The sequence below is a fragment of the Rummeliibacillus pycnus genome, from assembly GCF_050459865.1.
Classification (GTDB): Bacteria; Bacillota; Bacilli; order Bacillales_A; family Planococcaceae; genus Rummeliibacillus; species Rummeliibacillus pycnus_B.
In genome coordinates, this window is the sequence record NZ_JBCMNM010000003.1 from 55,629 (window position 1) to 72,895 (window position 17,267).

Sequence of the window (17,267 nt, forward strand, 5' to 3'; positions counted from 1 at the left end):
TATCACTCCCCTTCGTTATTTGTTGTTAAGTGAACGTAGTCAGGGCGATTCCATTTACGTTGTACTTCAACACCATTTTGTGGATGACGTTTTTTATAACGTGGGTTAGTTCTAGGAAGTGGATTTTTTCCTTTTCGTTTCAACACTTCAACACGTACTTTTGTTTGTTTATAAGCCGGTGTAGATGTACGAATGTCTGCAGCCGGACCTGTTAAGAAGTTGATTGCTGAATCTTTGCTAACAGAGTTCATTGGTATAAATAGTTCATTACCTTGAACGCGATCTGTTACTAGGGCATTTAATTTTAATGCGCCATATGGAGAAACTAAACGAAGAAGTGCTCCATCTTCAATGCCGCGTTCTTTTGCTAATTCTGGTGATACTTCAACGAAAACCTCAGGTACTTTCGATTGAATACCTTTTGATTTATTTGTCATGTTTCCTTCGTGGAAGTGTTCAAGCACCCGACCGTTGTTAATATGGCAGTCATATTGTGCTTCGAATTCAACAGGTTTTACCCAATCATATAAAGCAAAACGAGCTTTTTTGTCAGGGAAGTTAAAACCATCTTCATATAGTAAAGGTGTATCTTTACCATCAAGGCTACCCCAACAGAAGCTACCCCAATTTTCTAAAACATCGTAGTTTGCTTGAGCAAAGATTGGAGAAAGACTAGCCATTTCAGCAAAGATTTCACTTGGGTGGCTGTAATTCCAATCTGCACCTAAGCGACGAGCTACTGCTTGGAGAATTTCCCAATCTGCTTTTGATTCACCGAGCGTTGGTAAGACTTGATATAGACGTTGAACACGACGTTCTGTATTTGTGAATGTACCTTCTTTTTCTAGAGAAGGTGCTGCAGGTAAAATTACATCTGCGTATTGTGCTGTACGTGATAGGAAACAATCTTGTACAACAAAAAAATCTAATTGTGAAAGAACTTCATCTATATGGTTTGCATTACAGTCTACAAGCGCCATATCTTCTCCAACTAAATACATAGCTTTCATTTTACCTTCCATAATCGCTTCTAACATTTCCATATTATTACGACCTGGCTGTAGTTGGATTTTCACACCATATGCTTCTTCAAATTTTGTACGTTCTATATCGTTTGTTACTTTTTGGTATCCTGGTAATAGGTTTGGAAGTGTACCCATGTCACAAGCGCCTTGCACGTTGTTATGACCACGAAGAGGGTAGGCGCCTGCACCTGGACGACGATAGTTACCAGTAGCTAAAAGAAGATTTGAAATAGCAGCTGATGTATCTGAACCACCTGTATTTTGTGTAACACCCATACCCCAAAGAATACAAGTACCGTCTGCATCACGAATCATTTCAGCAACGTTAATCAGAGTTTCTTTTGAAATACCCGTTTTTTCTTCTGCATATTCAAGTGTGTATTTTTCAAGCACAGCTTTGTAATCATCGAAGAAATGCACGTTCTCTTTGATGAAGGCTTCATCATGCCAACCTTGATCAATCAAGAATTTTGTAACGGCCATTAACCATACTTGGTCTGTACCTTGTTTTGGATGCATGAAGATATCAGAACGTTCAGCCATTTCATGTTTACGTACATCGGAGACGATTAATTTTTGACCATGTAATTTATGAGCACGTTTTACTCGAGTAGCTAAAACAGGGTGACCTTCTGTAGGATTTGCACCAACAATAATGACAAGACCAGCTTTTGCTATATCTTTGATTGTTCCTGCATCACCACCCAAACCAACTGTACGTAATAAACCGTCTGTAGCTGGAGATTGACAATAACGAGAACAGTTATCGATGTCGTTTGTTTCGAACAATTGACGTGCCATTTTTTGAATTAAGTAGCTTTCTTCATTCGTAATCTTGGAAGAAGAGATAAAACCAACAGAACCTGAGCCATATTCTTTTTGAATACCACCAAGTTTAGTAGCAATCAAGTCAAGTGCTTCGTCCCAAGATGATTCAACAAATTCATCATTTTTACGAATTAAAGGTTTTGTAATACGTTCTTCAGAGTTGACGAAGTCCCAACCGAATTTACCTTTTACACAAGTAGAAATGGCATTTACAGGACCTTCAGAAGGTTGAACTTTTAAGATTTTGCGACCTTTTGTCCAAACTTCAAACGAACAACCTACACCACAGAAAGTACAAACTGTTTTTGTTTTTTTAGTACGTTTACTACGCATGGAGGCTTCGATTTCAGAAATCGCGAAGATACCGCTATATCCTGGTTCAACGTCTTTAATTAAACCGATCATCGGTTCTAACATATCCTGTTTAAGCCCAGTCATAAAACCAGCTTCTCCAAGCATTGATTTTTCCATTAATGCGTTACAAGGACAAACTGTTACACATTGTCCGCAACTTACACATGAAGAATCGTTAATATCAACGCCTTCATCCCAAATTACGCGTGGTCTTTCTGCTTCCCAATCTAGTGATAATGTTTCGTTAACTTGTAGGTTTTGACAGACTTCTACACATTGTCCACATGCGATACATTGGTTCGGATCATAACGATAAAATGGATGTGACATGTCCACTTCGTTTGCTGCAACTTTTGGTTCGTAAGGATATTTTTGATGTTCGATTTCCATTAATTCTGCTGTGTTGTGCAATGTACAGTTTCCGTTGTTATTATCGCAAACTGTACAGTATAGCAAGTGATTTTCTAGTAGACGGTCCATTGCTTCTGTTTGTGCAGTTTTTGCTCTTTCAGAAGTAAGTAGGACGTCCATACCGTCTACTGCTTTTGTTGAACAAGAACGAACCAATTTACCATTAACTTCAACGATACATGTATCACATGTTTCTATAGGATCTACAGATGGTACATGACAGATTTGTGGATGGGCGATGTCATTTTGATTAATCGTATCAAGGATTGTAGCTCCTTCTGCTACATCATACGGTACGCCATTAATTTTAATTTTAGTCAAGGTTATTCCTCCTATTGCTCTTTGTCACTCAAATGACAACAGGTTAATACTTATGGTAAAGCGGGAATAGTTTATCTAGTTGGTTACTATGATTAATTTGTCTTGTTATAAATTGTTAATATTGTCTTGTTATAATTTCAATTCCCGATTTATCGTGTTTCTATATCAGAGGGGATTAAGAAACGTACATTAACGAGTTGTCATATTGTTGACATTGCTCAAAAAATAAAAAATCCACCATGAAACGGCATGATTTCTCATGCTGATTATTCATGGTGGATAAAATTCCTAGCAGGCCTTGCTAAAAACTCAATCTACTTTTATTTTTTTATTTAATATAACAATAGAACTCAAATATTAAGATTCACTATGCGAATAGTTAAACTTTAGTCGTTTAAAACCATGACATAATAATCAAAATACCTCAATTCCATTTGTAATATCCCTTATTATAGCCCCTTCATTCAAAATGGACAATAATTAAAATAAATTTTTATCAATAATTATTTTCTCTTTAATTTTTTTTCAAGTTGCTATATCATTAACAAACTGTAAGGGTGGTCAAACGATAACAAGACATAAAAAAGTTTAATTACGTTGGGAGAATCGTCAAAATGTCAAAAAAAGTGCATGAATTTAACGACATTATTCGAAAACTACGCAAAGATTTATTTGGAAAAGGACCAGAGAGTATTCATACTGTTTTCATTGATAACATGGCTGTTTCAACTTTGTATGGTAATATAACACCGACAGAAAAGTTTATTGCGCGTACTCCAGAAGGGGTAAAAATGGTCCATGCTGCACGTACAAGTATGATTCAAGAGATGTATACTAAAGCAGCCCCTGAAGGCATGGAAGAATTGATGGGCACTAAGTTTCTCCATTTATTTTCAGATATCAAAATTGAAGAAGATGTTGCTATTTCTGTATTTGTTTTTGAAGATAATATTAGTAAATAAAGGGGATGCCTTATGAAAAGAGCAGTAACACGAGAGATTCTACGTGTTGAAAATAATCAAATCAAAGAAATAGAAGATATAGTTGTCACAGAATACGCTGTCACAGTTAAGATTAATCAGCAAGAATTTGTTACGATGGTTTGCACACCGGAGTATGTAGAAGATATGGTGATTGGATATCTAGCTTCCGAGCGAATAATTCGCAGTTTCGAAGACATTGAAGAAATTTGGTTTCAAGAAAAAGAGGGGTTTGTGCATATTAAAACAAAGCAAGTTAACCCTTATTATCAACAAATTCAAAACAAACGGTACATTACTTCTTGTTGTGGCATGAGCCGCCAAGGGTTTGTTTTTGCTAATGATGCATTAGTAGCCAAAAAAATGGAAGATGTTCATGTGCGTATCACAACAGATGATTGTTTTCGATTAATGCGCGATATGCAGGATTCTGCTGTGACATTCCAAAAAACTGGTGGTGTTCATAATGCTGCGCTCTGTGATGTGAATGGTATTATATTAAGTCGGATGGATATTGGACGCCATAATGCTTTGGACAAGATTTATGGATATTGCCTACGAAACAACATCAGCATTCAAGACAAAATTGTCGTATTTAGTGGACGTATTTCATCTGAAATTTTACTTAAAGTGACAAAAATCGGCTGTGAAATTGTTCTGTCCAAATCAGCTCCAACAGAGTTGGCATTGCAATTGGCGGAGCAACTTGGTATTACGACGGTAGGCTTTATTCGTCACAATACACTTAATATTTATACACACAAAGAGCGTATTCAATTACCTACAAATGAACCAATCGACTAGAATGAAAGAAGGAGATTAAAATTAACACTCTACAAGACCAACTACACAGACCGTTAAGAGATTTAAGGATATCAGTAACAGACCGCTGTAATTTTCGTTGTCAATACTGTATGCCAGCAGAAGTATTTGGTCCAGATTACGCTTTTTTACCGTCAGATAAAATATTGAGTTTTGATGAGATTGAAAGATTAGTAAAGATTTTCGTCTCATTAGGTGTGAAAAAAGTGCGCATTACTGGTGGTGAACCTTTACTACGTCGGGATCTACCAGAATTAATTGAACGCATTCATCGGATAGTTGGAGTAGAGGATATTGCTTTAACAACCAATGGTACTTTGTTGAAAAAATATGCAAATGATTTGGCAAAAGCAGGATTATCGCGAGTATCTGTTAGCTTAGATTCGCTAGACGAAGAGCGTTTTTTCGAGATGAATGGTCATCGGGGAAAAGTGAAAACTGTATTAGAAGGTATTGAAAAAGCTGCAGAAGCAGGTTTACCAGTGAAAATCAATATGGTTGTTAAAAAAGGAAAAAATGAACAAGATATCGTTTCGATGGCAGAATTTTTTAAAGACAAACAGCATATTCTTCGTTTTGTTGAATTTATGGATGTAGGTAACACCAATGGTTGGCGACTAGATGACGTTGTATCGAAGAAAGAAATTATTGAACAAGTTCATCAATTTTTCCCTTTGAACCCAGTTGAACCTAATTATAAAGGGGAAGTAGCTTCACGTTATCAATATCAAGATGAACAGGGCGAAATCGGCGTAATATCATCTGTAACAGATTCTTTCTGTTCAACTTGTTCGCGTGCCCGAATTTCAGCAGAAGGAAAACTATATACTTGTTTATTTGCAACAGATGGAACTGATTTACGAGAATTGTTAAGAACTGGGGAAGATGATGCATCAATCATCAAATGCATTTCAAATGTTTGGGAAAATCGAAATGACCGCTATTCCGATGAACGAAATGAACAGACCCTGGAAAAAAGAAAAAAATCGAAAATCGAAATGTCGCATATCGGCGGATAGACAAAAATGAGAGACTAAAGAGGTTTTTTATTCGCGTAACTGAGCAGATTGGGAAGTTTAAACAGTAATTACAACTGCTTTTGGGTAACGCTTGCCAACTTAATTGGTGAATTATTCTATAAGTAAAAGTAAGTAAATAGTAAAAAAACCGGCAAAATAATGCCGGATTTTTTCTATTTATTTATGCACAAAGGTGCCACTTTTTCCGCCTGTTTTTTGAACAAGGTATGTTTCTTTAATCACCATATTTTTATCGACGGCTTTACACATATCATAAAAAGTCAGTGCAGCAATGGACACAGCAGTTAATGCTTCCATTTCGACGCCTGTTTTACCACTACAATTTACCGTAGCTTGGATGTGTAGTTCATAGCCATCCTGTGCTTTTGTATATTCAAATTGGAAATCTGTTCCTTGTAGCATAATCGGATGACACATTGGAATAATATCGGAAGTTTTTTTAGCACCCATAATCCCGGCAATTTGTGCCACTTGGGTAGGATCACCTTTTTTAATGCCTCCTTGTTGGATGGCTTGATAGACTTCATCGGATAAAGTGATTGTACTGCGAGCAATAGCTGTACGTTTTGTGATTTCTTTTTCTGAAACGTCGACCATTTTGGGGCGACCTTCACCATTCCAGTGTGTAAAATTACTCATAATTAGACTCCCTTATTCTTATTTTGTGGCCAGTCTTGTTGATAATTGATATTTATAAATGTCGAGCTTTCATCTTCAAATGGAACATAACAAACTTGAAGTTGCTCTATCAAGACTTTCATACTTCGCTTGTTTTGTTGGACTAATTGATTTGCTTTTGGCAAAGCACTGCGTCGATACAAAGCAGCGAGTGGTTGTAATCTTGAAGCTTGTTTAGGAACAATAGCATCATAACGATCATTGATAAATGTTAGCATAGTTTGGACAAAATCTGCATTCATAAAAGGCATATCACTAGCTATCACAAAAAACCATTCAACATCGGGGAGATCAGTCATAATATTTTGCAATGCAAACAATGGCCCTTGATGAGGTTGTTTTTCAATCATAAATCGAACCTTTTCTTTTTCAAACTTCGGTTGCAAGCTAGAATTAGTAGCAATAATTAAAGGCTGTAGTTGATTTTTTTGTAATGCATTGAGGCTGTGCTTATATAAAGGCTGACCAGCAAACGATTCAAACATTTTCGGTTGACCATACCGAGAAGATTGTCCTCCTGCTAAGACAATACCGGCAATTTTCATACGCGATTCAACTCACCAACAAAATGTTGTACAGTAGGAAGAATCAGTTTTGTCATGGCAAGAGTTACAGCATTAACAGATCCTGGTAACAAATAGATGGCCGTTTTATTAAGACACCCTGCTGTGGCACGACTAAACATGGCTTTAGGGCCGATTTCTTCATAGCTCACTGAACGAAATAATTCACCAAATCCCACCATTTCTTTTTCGAAAAGAGGAAGAATGGTGTCGTAAGTTTGGTCTCTTGGTGTAAAACCTGTTCCACCTGTTATGATAATCGTATTGATGGAACAATCATCGCACCAATTTTCTACATGTTTTGAAATTTCAAGTGGTTCATCTTTTGATATTTGGTAGTCCACTAATTCAAATGAAGCTTCTTGAAGAAGCGATTGAATACGCTGACCACCGCGATCATCCAACTTCGTGCGTGTGTCACTCACTGTTAAAATTGCAGCTCGTATTGGAAGATGATTATGAGAGGGGTGCATCGTAAAATGGCCTCCTTTTATGAAAGTTGATTTTGTTTTAACTGAAAAACAATGATTTTATTATAATGCTATAAATCAAAAGGTCAAACTAAAATTCATTGTAAGAAAGGCAGAAAAGTTTATGAATGATAGATATTCTAGACAAAAATTATTCAGTCCAATTGGAGAAATTGGGCAGCAACAACTACAACAAAAACATGTCCTTATAATAGGTGTTGGTGCTTTGGGAAGTGCTAGTGCAGAAGCTCTTGTGAGAGCCGGAGTAGGGAAGTTGACAATTATAGATCGTGATTATGTGGAGTGGAGTAATTTACAAAGACAGCAACTATATACCGAACAAGATGCGCAAGAAAAAATACCTAAAGTTATCGCTGCTAAAAAACGATTACAAAGTATTAACTCAGAGGTGGAAATCCGCGCTCATATTCTTGACGCAAATACAGAGCAACTAACATCACTGCTTGTAGATATTGATATCATGGTAGATGCGACGGATAATTTTGACATTCGCTTTATGATGAATGACCTTGCACAAAAATATCAAATTCCATGGGTTTATGGTTCTTGTGTTGGTAGTTATGGAGCTACATATACGATTGTACCGGGCAAATCACCTTGTTTACATTGTCTGCTAGAAGCGATACCCAATACAGGGATGACTTGTGATACAGTAGGTATTATTAGTCCAACTGTTCAAATAGTAGCAGCTTATCAAGTAGCCGAGGTATTAAAATTTTTAGTAGGGGATGAAGATGCCTTACGTAAAAATTACTTAACATTTGATGTTTGGCAAAATCAACACTATGAAATAAATGTGGAAAAAATACGTAATAGTGATTGTCCTTCTTGTGGCAAAAACCCGACCTATCCGCATTTATCATATGTAAACCAAACAAAATTAGATGTATTATGCGGTCGCGATGCCATACAAATTCGTCCGCCTAAACCCATTCACTATAATTTTGATCAGCTCGCTGTCCAGCTTCGTCCCTATGGTGAAATTCAAAAAAACCCCTATTTACTATCTTGCCAAGCAGCGGATTATCGACTGGTGATTTTCCAAGATGGACGTGTTGTTATTCATGGTATACAAGATATACAAAAAGCTAAAACTATTTATTATCGTTTATTAGGTTAAAGGAGAGTTTAATATGTTAGAAAAAAGAAATCCAATCGCTGTTGGAGAAGCTGTTCAACGTGTTATGGAGTTTGCATTCCAAGAAAAAACAGAAATCGTTTCATTACAACAAGCACATGGGCGTTTTTTAGCAGAAGATATTGCTGCAGACCAAGATGTACCAGCTTTTGATCGTTCGCCTTATGATGGTTATGCAATTATCTCGGACTCTAGTAAAGAGGCAAATTCAGAAAATCCAATAACCTTTAAAGTAGTAGGAGAAATTGGCGCGGGCTATGTATTTGATGAAATAGTAGGTCATCGAGAAGCGGTGCGAATTATGACAGGAGCACCTATACCAAAAGGGTGTGACGCAGTAGTCATGTTAGAATTAACACATACATTTGAAGAAGACAATCAAATGTATATGTCGATTAAACGTTCTTATGATGCGGGAACAAATATTTCTTATAAGGGTGAGGACGTTCGAAAAGGTGCAATTCTTATTGAAAAAGGACAATATATTAATCCAGGTGTTGTCACATTACTAGCTACTTTTGGTTATGATCAAGTACCTGTTTTCCGTAAACCAATCGTAGGTATTATCTCAACAGGAAGTGAATTACTAGAACCAAGTGAATCTTTACAGCCAGGTAAAATTCGAAATAGTAATGCATATATGTTGATGGCTCAAATTGAACGTTCTGGGGCAACCAGTAAATATTTTGGTAAACTTAAAGATGATTTAGATTTATGTATTCAAGTTGTAGAAGAAGCTTTACAAGAGGTAGACATATTGATTACAACAGGAGGCGTATCAGTAGGTGATTATGATTACTTACCTGCTATTTATGAAGCCATTGGTGCAAAAGTACTTTTTAATAAAGTAGCAATGCGACCAGGTAGTGTGACAACTGTAGCTGAACGAAATGGTCAATTGTTATTTGGGCTTTCAGGTAATCCATCTGCGTGCTATGTTGGTTTTGAACTATTTACTCGTCCTATTATTCGAACTGCATTTGGTAATAAGCTACCACATTTACGTAGAGAAGAAGCGGTTTTAGGTAAGGACTTTAAAAAAGCGAATCCATTTACTCGTTTTGTACGTGCGAGTACTTCTAATGAAAATGGACAATTAGTAGCAGTACCTTCTGGTTTTGATAAGTCTAGTGCGGTTTCTTCATTAGTGGAAGCCAATGCATTTATTGTATTACCAGGCGGATCACGTGGATACGAAAAAGGAATGCAAGTAGCTGTCTTATTACTAGAAGATTTACGAGGAAGTGAGTGGCCTTGGGACAACATCAAAAAATCTTACAAATCGTAGGATATCAAGATAGTGGTAAGACAACGCTAATGGAACAATTAATTATACAAGCTTCCAATGAAGGTTTACGTGTAGGGTCGATCAAGCATCATGGACATGGCGGTATACCAATGGTAGAAAGTTCAAAAGATAGTGTTCGTCATGAGAAGGCTGGCGCAAATGTCACGGCAGTTGAAGGAGAAGGTACTTTGCGTATCAGTATTCAACAAGATAACTGGCAACTTGCTGAAATATTAGCTATCTATGAATCCTTTAAAATGGATATAATTTTAATTGAAGGATATAAAAACGAACAATATTCGAAGGTTGTTCTTTTACGAACAGCAGAAGATCAATCTTTGCTTCAAAAGGTATCCAATATCGTTTGTGTACTTTATTGGCCAACCTTTACAATAGATAAACCACTAGATTATCCGTCTTTTTCAATTCATGAAAAAGCACAATATATGGATTTTTTAATGAAAGAAATGAGGAGAAAATCATGAAAACATCTTTGTTTGAGATTAAAGATGAACCGATTGATGTTGAGGAAGTTAGACTAAAAGTAACAAGCCGAAACGCTGGTGCAATTACTGTTTTCATCGGAACAGTACGTGAAATGACGAAAGGGAAGAAAACACTACATTTGGAGTATCAAGCCTATCCAACTATGGCAATTAAAATGTTTGAACAAATTTCCAAAGAAATACAAGAGCAATGGCCAGAAGCAAAAGTAGCAATTACACACCGTGTTGGCCATCTAGATATTTCAGATATTGCAGTAGTGATTGCGGTTTCTTCACCACATCGTAAAATGGCCTATGAAGCAAATGAATATGCTATTGATCGTATTAAACAAATTGTTCCAATATGGAAAAAAGAGTATTGGGAAGATGGTACTGAATGGATTGGCGATCAATTAGAAAATGTCCCTTATCAAACAGGAAACCCACCAATTGATGAGGAGGAATTACATGATTAACATATTATTATTTGCTCATTTACAAGAAACAATCGGAGAATCTAAGCTAAGTGTCGACCTGTCAGATAGTACAGTTGGACAAATTAAAGAATGGATGGAAGCTCAATACCCAGCAGTTTCTCTACAATATGTAATGGCAGCGGTTAATGAGGAATTTGCAACAGATGCGACGGTTGTAAAAAAGGGAGATACAATTGCCTTTATTCCGCCTATTAGTGGTGGTTAATTAATAAAGATGTAGTTGGTGTGGTTTGTGTAGATTTGAAATAATGTCGTACCCAAATTATCAAGACCAAAATTAAAAAAAGATAGATAAATTAAAGGACATTACATATTAGTTATATAAAATATGTAATGTCCTTTCTTATTATACTAACGCGGCTGATTGTTTAACATTTGTATCACATCATATAGTGAGTAAAAAAGATTTATTTTCAATCACAGCTTTTATTGTTGAAACACTTTGTTCGGTTGATTGATTTGTTGTGTCAATAATATTAGATTCATAGATACCCAAATTGTTAAATTGCTCCCAAATTTTTTCTACCAATTCAATGTTTGCATCTTCGTCCAATTTGGTACGATTGATTGCTCGTTTCATTGTTTCTTCTTTAGTCGCTCTTAAGATAATGTAATGTACTTCATAATTATCTTGTACGACTTTTAACCACGGCTTTAAGAACCAAGGACCAACAATTCCATCTATAATCACATCGTACCCACCACGTGCAAAACGTTTTGCAGCTTCCAAAAAAGCTTCAATAACAATTAAGTTTTGTTCTTGTGATTTTGGTAAAAATGGAGGTATTGCCCCCTTTTGAATATAGTGATAAAAATCATCCGTGTGCATATGTACCGACTTTGATAAATTAGACTCTTTAGCAACAATAGATGCCGTTGTACTTTTGCCAGTCCCTGGTGTACCAGTAATTATAATAATTCTGCCTTGTTTCATAAATATTCTCCTCATTTCTATTATTCTTCTTTTCACATTGATACATTTTCTATTTCGGGACTCTACCTAATAGGCCATATTCAATTAAATGGCTCGATGGTCTGGAATATTCCTTGTGGAACTTTCTAACTATTTTTCAATTATAACCAAACCGTTTACAACCTCCATTCGTTTCCTTAAATAGTACCGTTAAAAATGATGTATGAAATGGAGGAAGAATTATGAAGAAGAATGTTTTTCTATCAGCTTTACTGCTCTTTGTTATTACGGCTGCTGGATTGTCAGTTTATGCAAAAGGAGATAATAAGCCGGCCCCTCAGGCGAAACCAAATTCTAGCCAAAGTGATCAAGTCATACGAGTGTACGGACCAGGCGGACCACTAGGGCCAATCAAGGAAGCAGCTGAAAATTTTTCAGCTGAAACAGGAATCAAAGTAGAAGTAACAGCTGGGCCAGAGGGTAATTGGATCGGTCAAGCAAAGCAAGATGCAGATATTATTTTCGGTGGCTCCGAATATATGTTGCAGGACTTCATCTTCAACCACCCCGAAATGATTGACACTAAATCACGAACAGAGCTTTACTCGCGTGCTGCAGGAATATTGGTGAGGAAAGGAAATCCCAAGAAGATTAAAAGTCTGGAGGATTTAACGAAAAATGGAGTCAAAATACTCGATGTGAATGGAGCTGGCCAGCTTGGCTTGTGGGAAGACATGGCAGGCAGACAAGGGCTAATCGAAGGTATTTCTCATAATATTAGCCTTTCTGTAAAGTCGAGTGCTGAAGGTATTGAACGATGGAAATCGAATTCCAACCTAGACGCTTGGATTACCTATGAATCATGGCATTACCGTCTCCAAGATGTGACCGACCTGATCGAACTGCCTGAGGAAGAGAAGCTCTATCGTGGAACACCGATTGCCTTGTCGAACATCACTGATCAGAAAAAAGAGGCACAGCAATTTATTGATTACTTAAAAACAGAAGAAGGTCACCAAATCTTTCAAAAATGGGGATGGAAGTAAGGATGTGCCTTGAATCACATTAAAAACTAGGGGGAACAAACATGAAAAAAGGAATTTTTACTCTCGCATTACTATCGATTTTTTTTGTTTTGGCTGCCTGCGGAACAAACGAGGAGAAAAAAGTAGAGACGAGCCAAACCAATCAAACACAAACGAAACAAGAACCGGCTGTTAGTCTTCAGCTTTTGAAGAATGATAAAGTTGGAGATTACCTAGCGGATTCAGAGGGAAAGACGCTGTATTACTTTACGAAGGACCAAGCAGGAAAAAGCAATTGTAGCGGAGACTGTCTAGCAAATTGGCCGGCATTTAATCAGGAAGATTTCGCCGTCCCAGAAGGTTTTGACAAAAAAGATTTCGGTACGATCACAAGAGCAGACAACAGTGAGAAGCAGGTCACGTACAAAGGCTATCCTCTTTATTATTTTGCTAAAGACCAGCAAAAAGGGGATGTAAACGGACAAGGAGTAAAAGATGTATGGTATATCGTAAATAGCAAAACAGAATTTAAGTAAGCCTGTCCAGGGAACGATCAGTCGCGGTCGTTCCCATCCTTACTTTTACAATAGTATAATAGCAATATATTTTTATCCAATAACAGGGAGTGCCACATGAAAGAAAAACACGATGCGGAATTAATGAGATTGGTAAACGAAAATAACCGTCACGCATTAGAGGAGCTTTATGATCGATATATAAAGCTTGTCTATAGCTTCGTTATGAAGTTTTGCAATGGGAATGAGGATAAGACGAAAGAGATTATACAGTTGGTCTTTTTGAGGCTATGGACAACAAACAGTCATTACAATCCCGCTCAAGGTAGCTTTGTAAATTGGCTTCTCACGATTACCCGTAATATTTGCATTGATTATCTTCGTAAAGAGAAGAGGCATACGCAACACCATCAAGAGGAACATGTAGAGGTTGCCGACCCTGCCAATGCAATTGAACAACGAGTAAATATGAATGATATAGCAACAGCTAAAAACAAATTGCCGACGGCGCAAAGAAAATTAATCGATTTGCTTTATTGGAAAGGGTATTCTCTCACAGAAATCGCCAAGCTGGAGCAGGAGCCGATCGGCACGATTAAAAGCAGGCTTCACCAGGCTCTAAAAGGATTGAGGAAGCATCTAGAACTGGAGGATATAAAATGAGAAGAGATTGTGATCATTTGATTCCATTTATAGCAAATGAGCTCAAGGAGAGCGAACACATGGCCTTTGTTAAACATTTAAAGAATTGTAAGGAGTGTAAAAAAGAATATGAGGAATTGTCCGAGGTGTGGCATACTTTGCCATTTGATAATACCGAAATCGAGGTACCTGAATCGTTAAAAGGCGAGGTAATGGAGTTTGTTTTTGATCACAAAGAGCAAAGTAGAACGGAAACATTCATGGCTAAGATGAGCAAGCTTGTCATGATGCTCAAAAGCCAGTTCACTCCAGTTTCAGCCAGTATCGTTGGCACCTTGTTGCTCGCGATTGTTGTCCTTGGAATAGTGAATGTACAGGGAAAAAATCACCATGCAGAAAATATACCCATTGAAATTTTAAAGGCTATTCCCTTAAAAGCAGCCATTCAAAGCCACCCGGGAACAAACGGCATCGCCTATATTGTCCAGCAGGGATCAGAGAAAAATTTGGTGGTGCAGGTTCACGAATTGCCCGGTATCGAAGGTTCACAGGTTTACCAGGTTTGGCTGCTGAAAAACGGCACGAGGAAAAATGGCGGCATATTCAAGCCGGACGAAAAAGGATCCGGAATACTAACCTACCAGCTCGCCAAAGGGCAGACTTTTGATCAAATCGGCATCACCGTCGAACCAGACTCCAACAGCAGCCAGCCGAGGGGAGAAAAAATAGCCGGTTCATAGATGGTAACAGAAAAGGACAGATATATTGATATGCAGGATTTTTTTTATTTTTCAATCGGTTCAGTTTGTAGAGGATTTTTTTTAGAGTTTTTATTTAAATAAGGATTTTGAAGTCTTTTGGTGAATATTAAATATTAATCTAAAAGATGGAGGTTGTAGTGATGTTGAAACTGTTTGAATATAACTGGCAAGTTCGTGATGATTGGTTTTCATTGTGCGAAGACATACCGGATGAAGAACTATTAAAGAAACGGGTCGGTGGGTTCGGCAGTATCTTACATACCCTATTTCACATTGTAGATGTGGAATATATGTGGATCTTAGGTTTGAGAGGTGAACCAGTACCTGAAGAGCCATTATTTGAAGATTATGCTAGCTTACAAAAAGTGAAAAATCTTTCAGCTCAATACCACGAGAAAGTGAAGCCGTTTGTGACATCTTGGACGAATGAAATGGATTCTCGAAAACTTTCAGAAACTGATTTTAATGAAGAACCGATTAGCTCAAGAGACGCACCAATCAGGCGCCGAGTCATTGAATGTACACACGGAGAGATCCTACGTCATGTCATTGTTCACGAAATCCACCATATCGGCCAGTTATCTATATGGGCACGTGAAATAGGAAAGGAGCCAGTTTCCGCAAATCTGAGAGGAAGAGGGCTATTCGATAATTAAACTGCCTTTGCAGGATCAAGAAATGATTAAACTTATTAATAAATGAATGCTTTAATTGAATATATTTAAAGCGTGTTTTAATCAATAATTATTTCAAAACACGCTTTTTCTATTTATTTTTTATCAAGGTTTATAGAGTTAATTTAATCAAACTTGTTAATAAAAAATGTATAATGCTTCAAAAGGAATGAACCCGTTTTGATCAATATTTTTTCAAAACGGGTTCATCTTATTTAACACAAATTGTTTGTTTGCAAGGTGTTTTTGATCAAACTTTATTTTATAGCAACAGTTTGAACCAACTACATCTTTTTTAATATGTTTATGCTTTCATTAGATGGACGCCCAAAAGCATAATGAAGGAAATTACGATCATACATATCACCCATGACCAAGCTAGTGACATATTACCCGACTCAATTGCCATATAAATAGCAAGTGGAGTAGTTTGCGTTTTGCCTGGAAGGTTTCCCGCAAACATTAAGGTTGCTCCAAATTCGCCTAAAGCTCGTGTGAAACTTAAAATCCCGCCTGATACAATCGCTTTTAATGCAAGTGGAATTGATATGAAGAAAAAGACTTGCCATTCGTTAGCTCCATCAACTCGTGCAGCGTTCTCGATGTCTTCATCAACAGATTCAAAACCAGTTTTTGCCGATTGATACATTAAAGGAAATGCAACAACAGAAGAGGCAATCACTGCCGCCCACCATGTGAACATAACAGGTTGGTTGAAAAGCCATACAATCAATTGTCCTAACACACTGTTTTTACCAAACATTATGATCAAGAGGAAACCAACTACAGTAGGAGGTAGCACTAATGGTAAAAGAAGTACCGTTTCAAAAAACAATTTCCCTTTGAAGTTACGCTTTGCCATCCATTTGCCAAGTAGAATACCTGCTACTAGAACAATGATTCCTGAAACAAATGCAATCTCAATAGAAAGTTTAAGAGGTGACCAGAAATCGGTACTCATCTATTAATGAGCTCCTTTAAAGCCGTATTTTTTAAATACTTTCATTGCTTCATCGCTTTGTAAATAGTTATAAAAATTTTGCGCTTCTTTTGAATGCTTACTATCTTTGATAACACCTACTGGATAAATAATTGGTGTATGTGAATCATCTTTTGCTGTAGAAATAACATCAACTTTTTTCGATACTAGAGCATCTGTTTTATAAACCAATCCTGCATCAACATTTTCAGTTTCTGTGTAAGTAAGAACTTGGCGTACGTCATTTGCATACACAACTTTTGATTGTACATCTTTCCAAAGTTTCATGTTTTTCAATGTTTCTACACCATACTGACCTGCTGGGACAGTTTCTGGTGTACCAAGTGCAATCTTATTCGCTTTCTTTAAATCTTCAAATGAATGAATATTTTTTTCATTTTTATTAGGAACGATTAATACTAATTCGTTAGCTAAAAGATCTGTTCCTTGTTTTTTGTCGATTAATCCTTCTTTTATTAGTTCATCAAACTTATCTTCTGCTGCTGAAAAGAAAAGATCTACAGGAGCACCTTGTGAAATTTGTTGTTGTAATGCTCCAGAACCTCCAAAGTTATAAGTAATTTTGACATTTGCGTGTTCTTTTTCATATTTTTTTTGAAGTTCTTCTAATGAATTCTGCAAACTAGCAGCTGCAGAAATCGTTAACTCAACTTGTTCGTTTGTTTTTGTTTTGCTTTCTTGGCTGCTACAACCTGCTAAAATGCCAAAAAGTAATATCAATGTTGCAAATAAACCATAAAACTTTTTCACTTTGATTTAACTCCTTTTATAACTAGTTATAACAAGACATAGCTAATTATAATTAGTTATGTGTAA

General features: G+C 36.8%; 20 protein-coding genes. 13 read left to right on the forward strand and 7 right to left on the reverse strand.

The genetic code is table 11. The features are described 5' to 3' along the window. Positions 1-2: 2 nt before the first annotated feature. Complete coding sequence (gene fdhF, locus ABE048_RS00395; RefSeq protein ID WP_430308501.1) at positions 3-2,939, reverse strand: formate dehydrogenase subunit alpha; 2,937 nt, start codon at positions 2,937-2,939, stop codon at positions 3-5. Positions 2,940-3,553: 614 nt separating this feature from the next. Between fdhF and ABE048_RS00400 the strand changes: the two genes are divergently transcribed. The 3 genes from ABE048_RS00400 to moaA are packed head-to-tail and all read left to right on the forward strand — an operon-like array spanning position 3,554 to position 5,760. Beyond that, positions 3,554-3,901: a DUF2294 domain-containing protein gene (locus ABE048_RS00400; protein ID WP_430308502.1), complete on the forward strand. Its 348-nt coding sequence runs from the start codon at positions 3,554-3,556 to the stop codon at positions 3,899-3,901. Between the two features lie 12 nt (positions 3,902-3,913). Continuing rightward, positions 3,914-4,723 carry a formate dehydrogenase accessory sulfurtransferase FdhD gene (fdhD, locus tag ABE048_RS00405; protein WP_430308503.1) on the forward strand — a complete coding sequence of 270 codons (810 nt, stop codon included), beginning with the start codon at positions 3,914-3,916 and terminating at the stop codon, positions 4,721-4,723. 14 nt (positions 4,724-4,737) lie between these two features. After that, on the forward strand, positions 4,738-5,760 hold the full coding sequence (moaA, locus tag ABE048_RS00410) for a GTP 3',8-cyclase MoaA (RefSeq protein WP_430308533.1): 1,023 nt from the start codon (positions 4,738-4,740) through the stop codon (positions 5,758-5,760). A gap of 177 nt (positions 5,761-5,937) precedes the next feature. Here the strand turns inward: moaA and moaC are convergent, their stop codons facing one another. Genes moaC through ABE048_RS00425 form a run of 3 tightly spaced genes read right to left on the reverse strand, consistent with a single transcriptional unit; the run spans position 5,938 to position 7,495 of the window. Then, complete coding sequence (gene moaC, locus ABE048_RS00415; protein ID WP_430308504.1) at positions 5,938-6,420, reverse strand: cyclic pyranopterin monophosphate synthase MoaC; 483 nt, start codon at positions 6,418-6,420, stop codon at positions 5,938-5,940. Positions 6,421-6,422: 2 nt separating this feature from the next. Continuing rightward, the gene (gene mobA / locus ABE048_RS00420; RefSeq protein ID WP_430308505.1) at positions 6,423-7,004 is read right to left on the reverse strand and encodes a molybdenum cofactor guanylyltransferase; all 582 of its coding nucleotides are present in this window, start codon (positions 7,002-7,004) and stop codon (positions 6,423-6,425) included. Continuing rightward, positions 7,001-7,495, reverse strand: a complete 495-nt coding sequence (locus ABE048_RS00425) for a MogA/MoaB family molybdenum cofactor biosynthesis protein (protein WP_430308506.1) — start codon at positions 7,493-7,495, stop codon at positions 7,001-7,003. Before ABE048_RS00425 ends, mobA begins: the two co-directional genes overlap by 4 nt. A gap of 121 nt (positions 7,496-7,616) precedes the next feature. On the opposite strand from ABE048_RS00425, the gene ABE048_RS00430 reads away from it, so the two are divergent. From ABE048_RS00430 to moaD, 5 genes are read left to right on the forward strand one after another with little or no spacing between them, the layout of a single operon-like run. Next, positions 7,617-8,633 (forward strand): thiazole biosynthesis adenylyltransferase ThiF, encoded by a 1,017-nt coding sequence (locus ABE048_RS00430; RefSeq protein WP_430308507.1) that lies wholly within the window; start codon positions 7,617-7,619, stop codon positions 8,631-8,633. Positions 8,634-8,646: 13 nt separating this feature from the next. Further along, positions 8,647-9,939, forward strand: coding sequence for a molybdopterin molybdotransferase MoeA (locus ABE048_RS00435; RefSeq protein WP_430308508.1), 1,293 nt, complete (start codon positions 8,647-8,649; stop codon positions 9,937-9,939). Then, the gene (gene mobB / locus ABE048_RS00440) at positions 9,906-10,424 is read left to right on the forward strand and encodes a molybdopterin-guanine dinucleotide biosynthesis protein B (RefSeq protein ID WP_430308509.1); all 519 of its coding nucleotides are present in this window, start codon (positions 9,906-9,908) and stop codon (positions 10,422-10,424) included. Before ABE048_RS00435 ends, mobB begins: the two co-directional genes overlap by 34 nt. Next, positions 10,421-10,900 carry a molybdenum cofactor biosynthesis protein MoaE gene (locus tag ABE048_RS00445; protein ID WP_430308510.1) on the forward strand — a complete coding sequence of 160 codons (480 nt, stop codon included), beginning with the start codon at positions 10,421-10,423 and terminating at the stop codon, positions 10,898-10,900. Before mobB ends, ABE048_RS00445 begins: the two co-directional genes overlap by 4 nt. Further along, the gene (moaD, locus tag ABE048_RS00450) at positions 10,893-11,126 is read left to right on the forward strand and encodes a molybdopterin converting factor subunit 1 (RefSeq protein WP_430308511.1); all 234 of its coding nucleotides are present in this window, start codon (positions 10,893-10,895) and stop codon (positions 11,124-11,126) included. The genes ABE048_RS00445 and moaD overlap by 8 nt, the downstream gene beginning before the upstream one ends. A gap of 180 nt (positions 11,127-11,306) precedes the next feature. Here the strand turns inward: moaD and ABE048_RS00455 are convergent, their stop codons facing one another. Next, a complete protein-coding gene (locus ABE048_RS00455) occupies positions 11,307-11,855 on the reverse strand; it encodes an AAA family ATPase (RefSeq protein WP_430308512.1) in 549 nt (182 codons plus the stop codon). 221 nt (positions 11,856-12,076) lie between these two features. On the opposite strand from ABE048_RS00455, the gene ABE048_RS00460 reads away from it, so the two are divergent. The 5 genes from ABE048_RS00460 (at position 12,077) to ABE048_RS00480 (ending at position 15,433) form a co-directional block, all read left to right on the forward strand. Continuing rightward, the gene (locus tag ABE048_RS00460) at positions 12,077-12,880 is read left to right on the forward strand and encodes an extracellular solute-binding protein (protein WP_430308513.1); all 804 of its coding nucleotides are present in this window, start codon (positions 12,077-12,079) and stop codon (positions 12,878-12,880) included. A gap of 41 nt (positions 12,881-12,921) precedes the next feature. Next, positions 12,922-13,395, forward strand: a complete 474-nt coding sequence (locus tag ABE048_RS00465; protein WP_430308514.1) for a hypothetical protein — start codon at positions 12,922-12,924, stop codon at positions 13,393-13,395. A gap of 96 nt (positions 13,396-13,491) precedes the next feature. Beyond that, the gene (locus tag ABE048_RS00470) at positions 13,492-14,037 is read left to right on the forward strand and encodes an RNA polymerase sigma factor (RefSeq protein ID WP_430308515.1); all 546 of its coding nucleotides are present in this window, start codon (positions 13,492-13,494) and stop codon (positions 14,035-14,037) included. Next, positions 14,034-14,756, forward strand: coding sequence for an anti-sigma factor domain-containing protein (locus ABE048_RS00475; protein WP_430308516.1), 723 nt, complete (start codon positions 14,034-14,036; stop codon positions 14,754-14,756). Before ABE048_RS00470 ends, ABE048_RS00475 begins: the two co-directional genes overlap by 4 nt. 161 nt (positions 14,757-14,917) lie before the next feature. Beyond that, a complete protein-coding gene (locus ABE048_RS00480) occupies positions 14,918-15,433 on the forward strand; it encodes a DinB family protein (RefSeq protein ID WP_430308517.1) in 516 nt (171 codons plus the stop codon). A gap of 322 nt (positions 15,434-15,755) precedes the next feature. On the opposite strand, the gene modB is transcribed toward ABE048_RS00480, so the two are convergent. Together modB and modA are read right to left on the reverse strand one after the other, a co-directional pair. Then, entirely contained in the window at positions 15,756-16,412 is a 657-nt protein-coding gene (modB, locus tag ABE048_RS00485; RefSeq protein ID WP_430308518.1) for a molybdate ABC transporter permease subunit, read from the reverse strand. 3 nt (positions 16,413-16,415) lie between these two features. Next, positions 16,416-17,201 carry a molybdate ABC transporter substrate-binding protein gene (modA, locus tag ABE048_RS00490; RefSeq protein WP_430308519.1) on the reverse strand — a complete coding sequence of 262 codons (786 nt, stop codon included), beginning with the start codon at positions 17,199-17,201 and terminating at the stop codon, positions 16,416-16,418. Positions 17,202-17,267 lie beyond the last annotated feature (66 nt).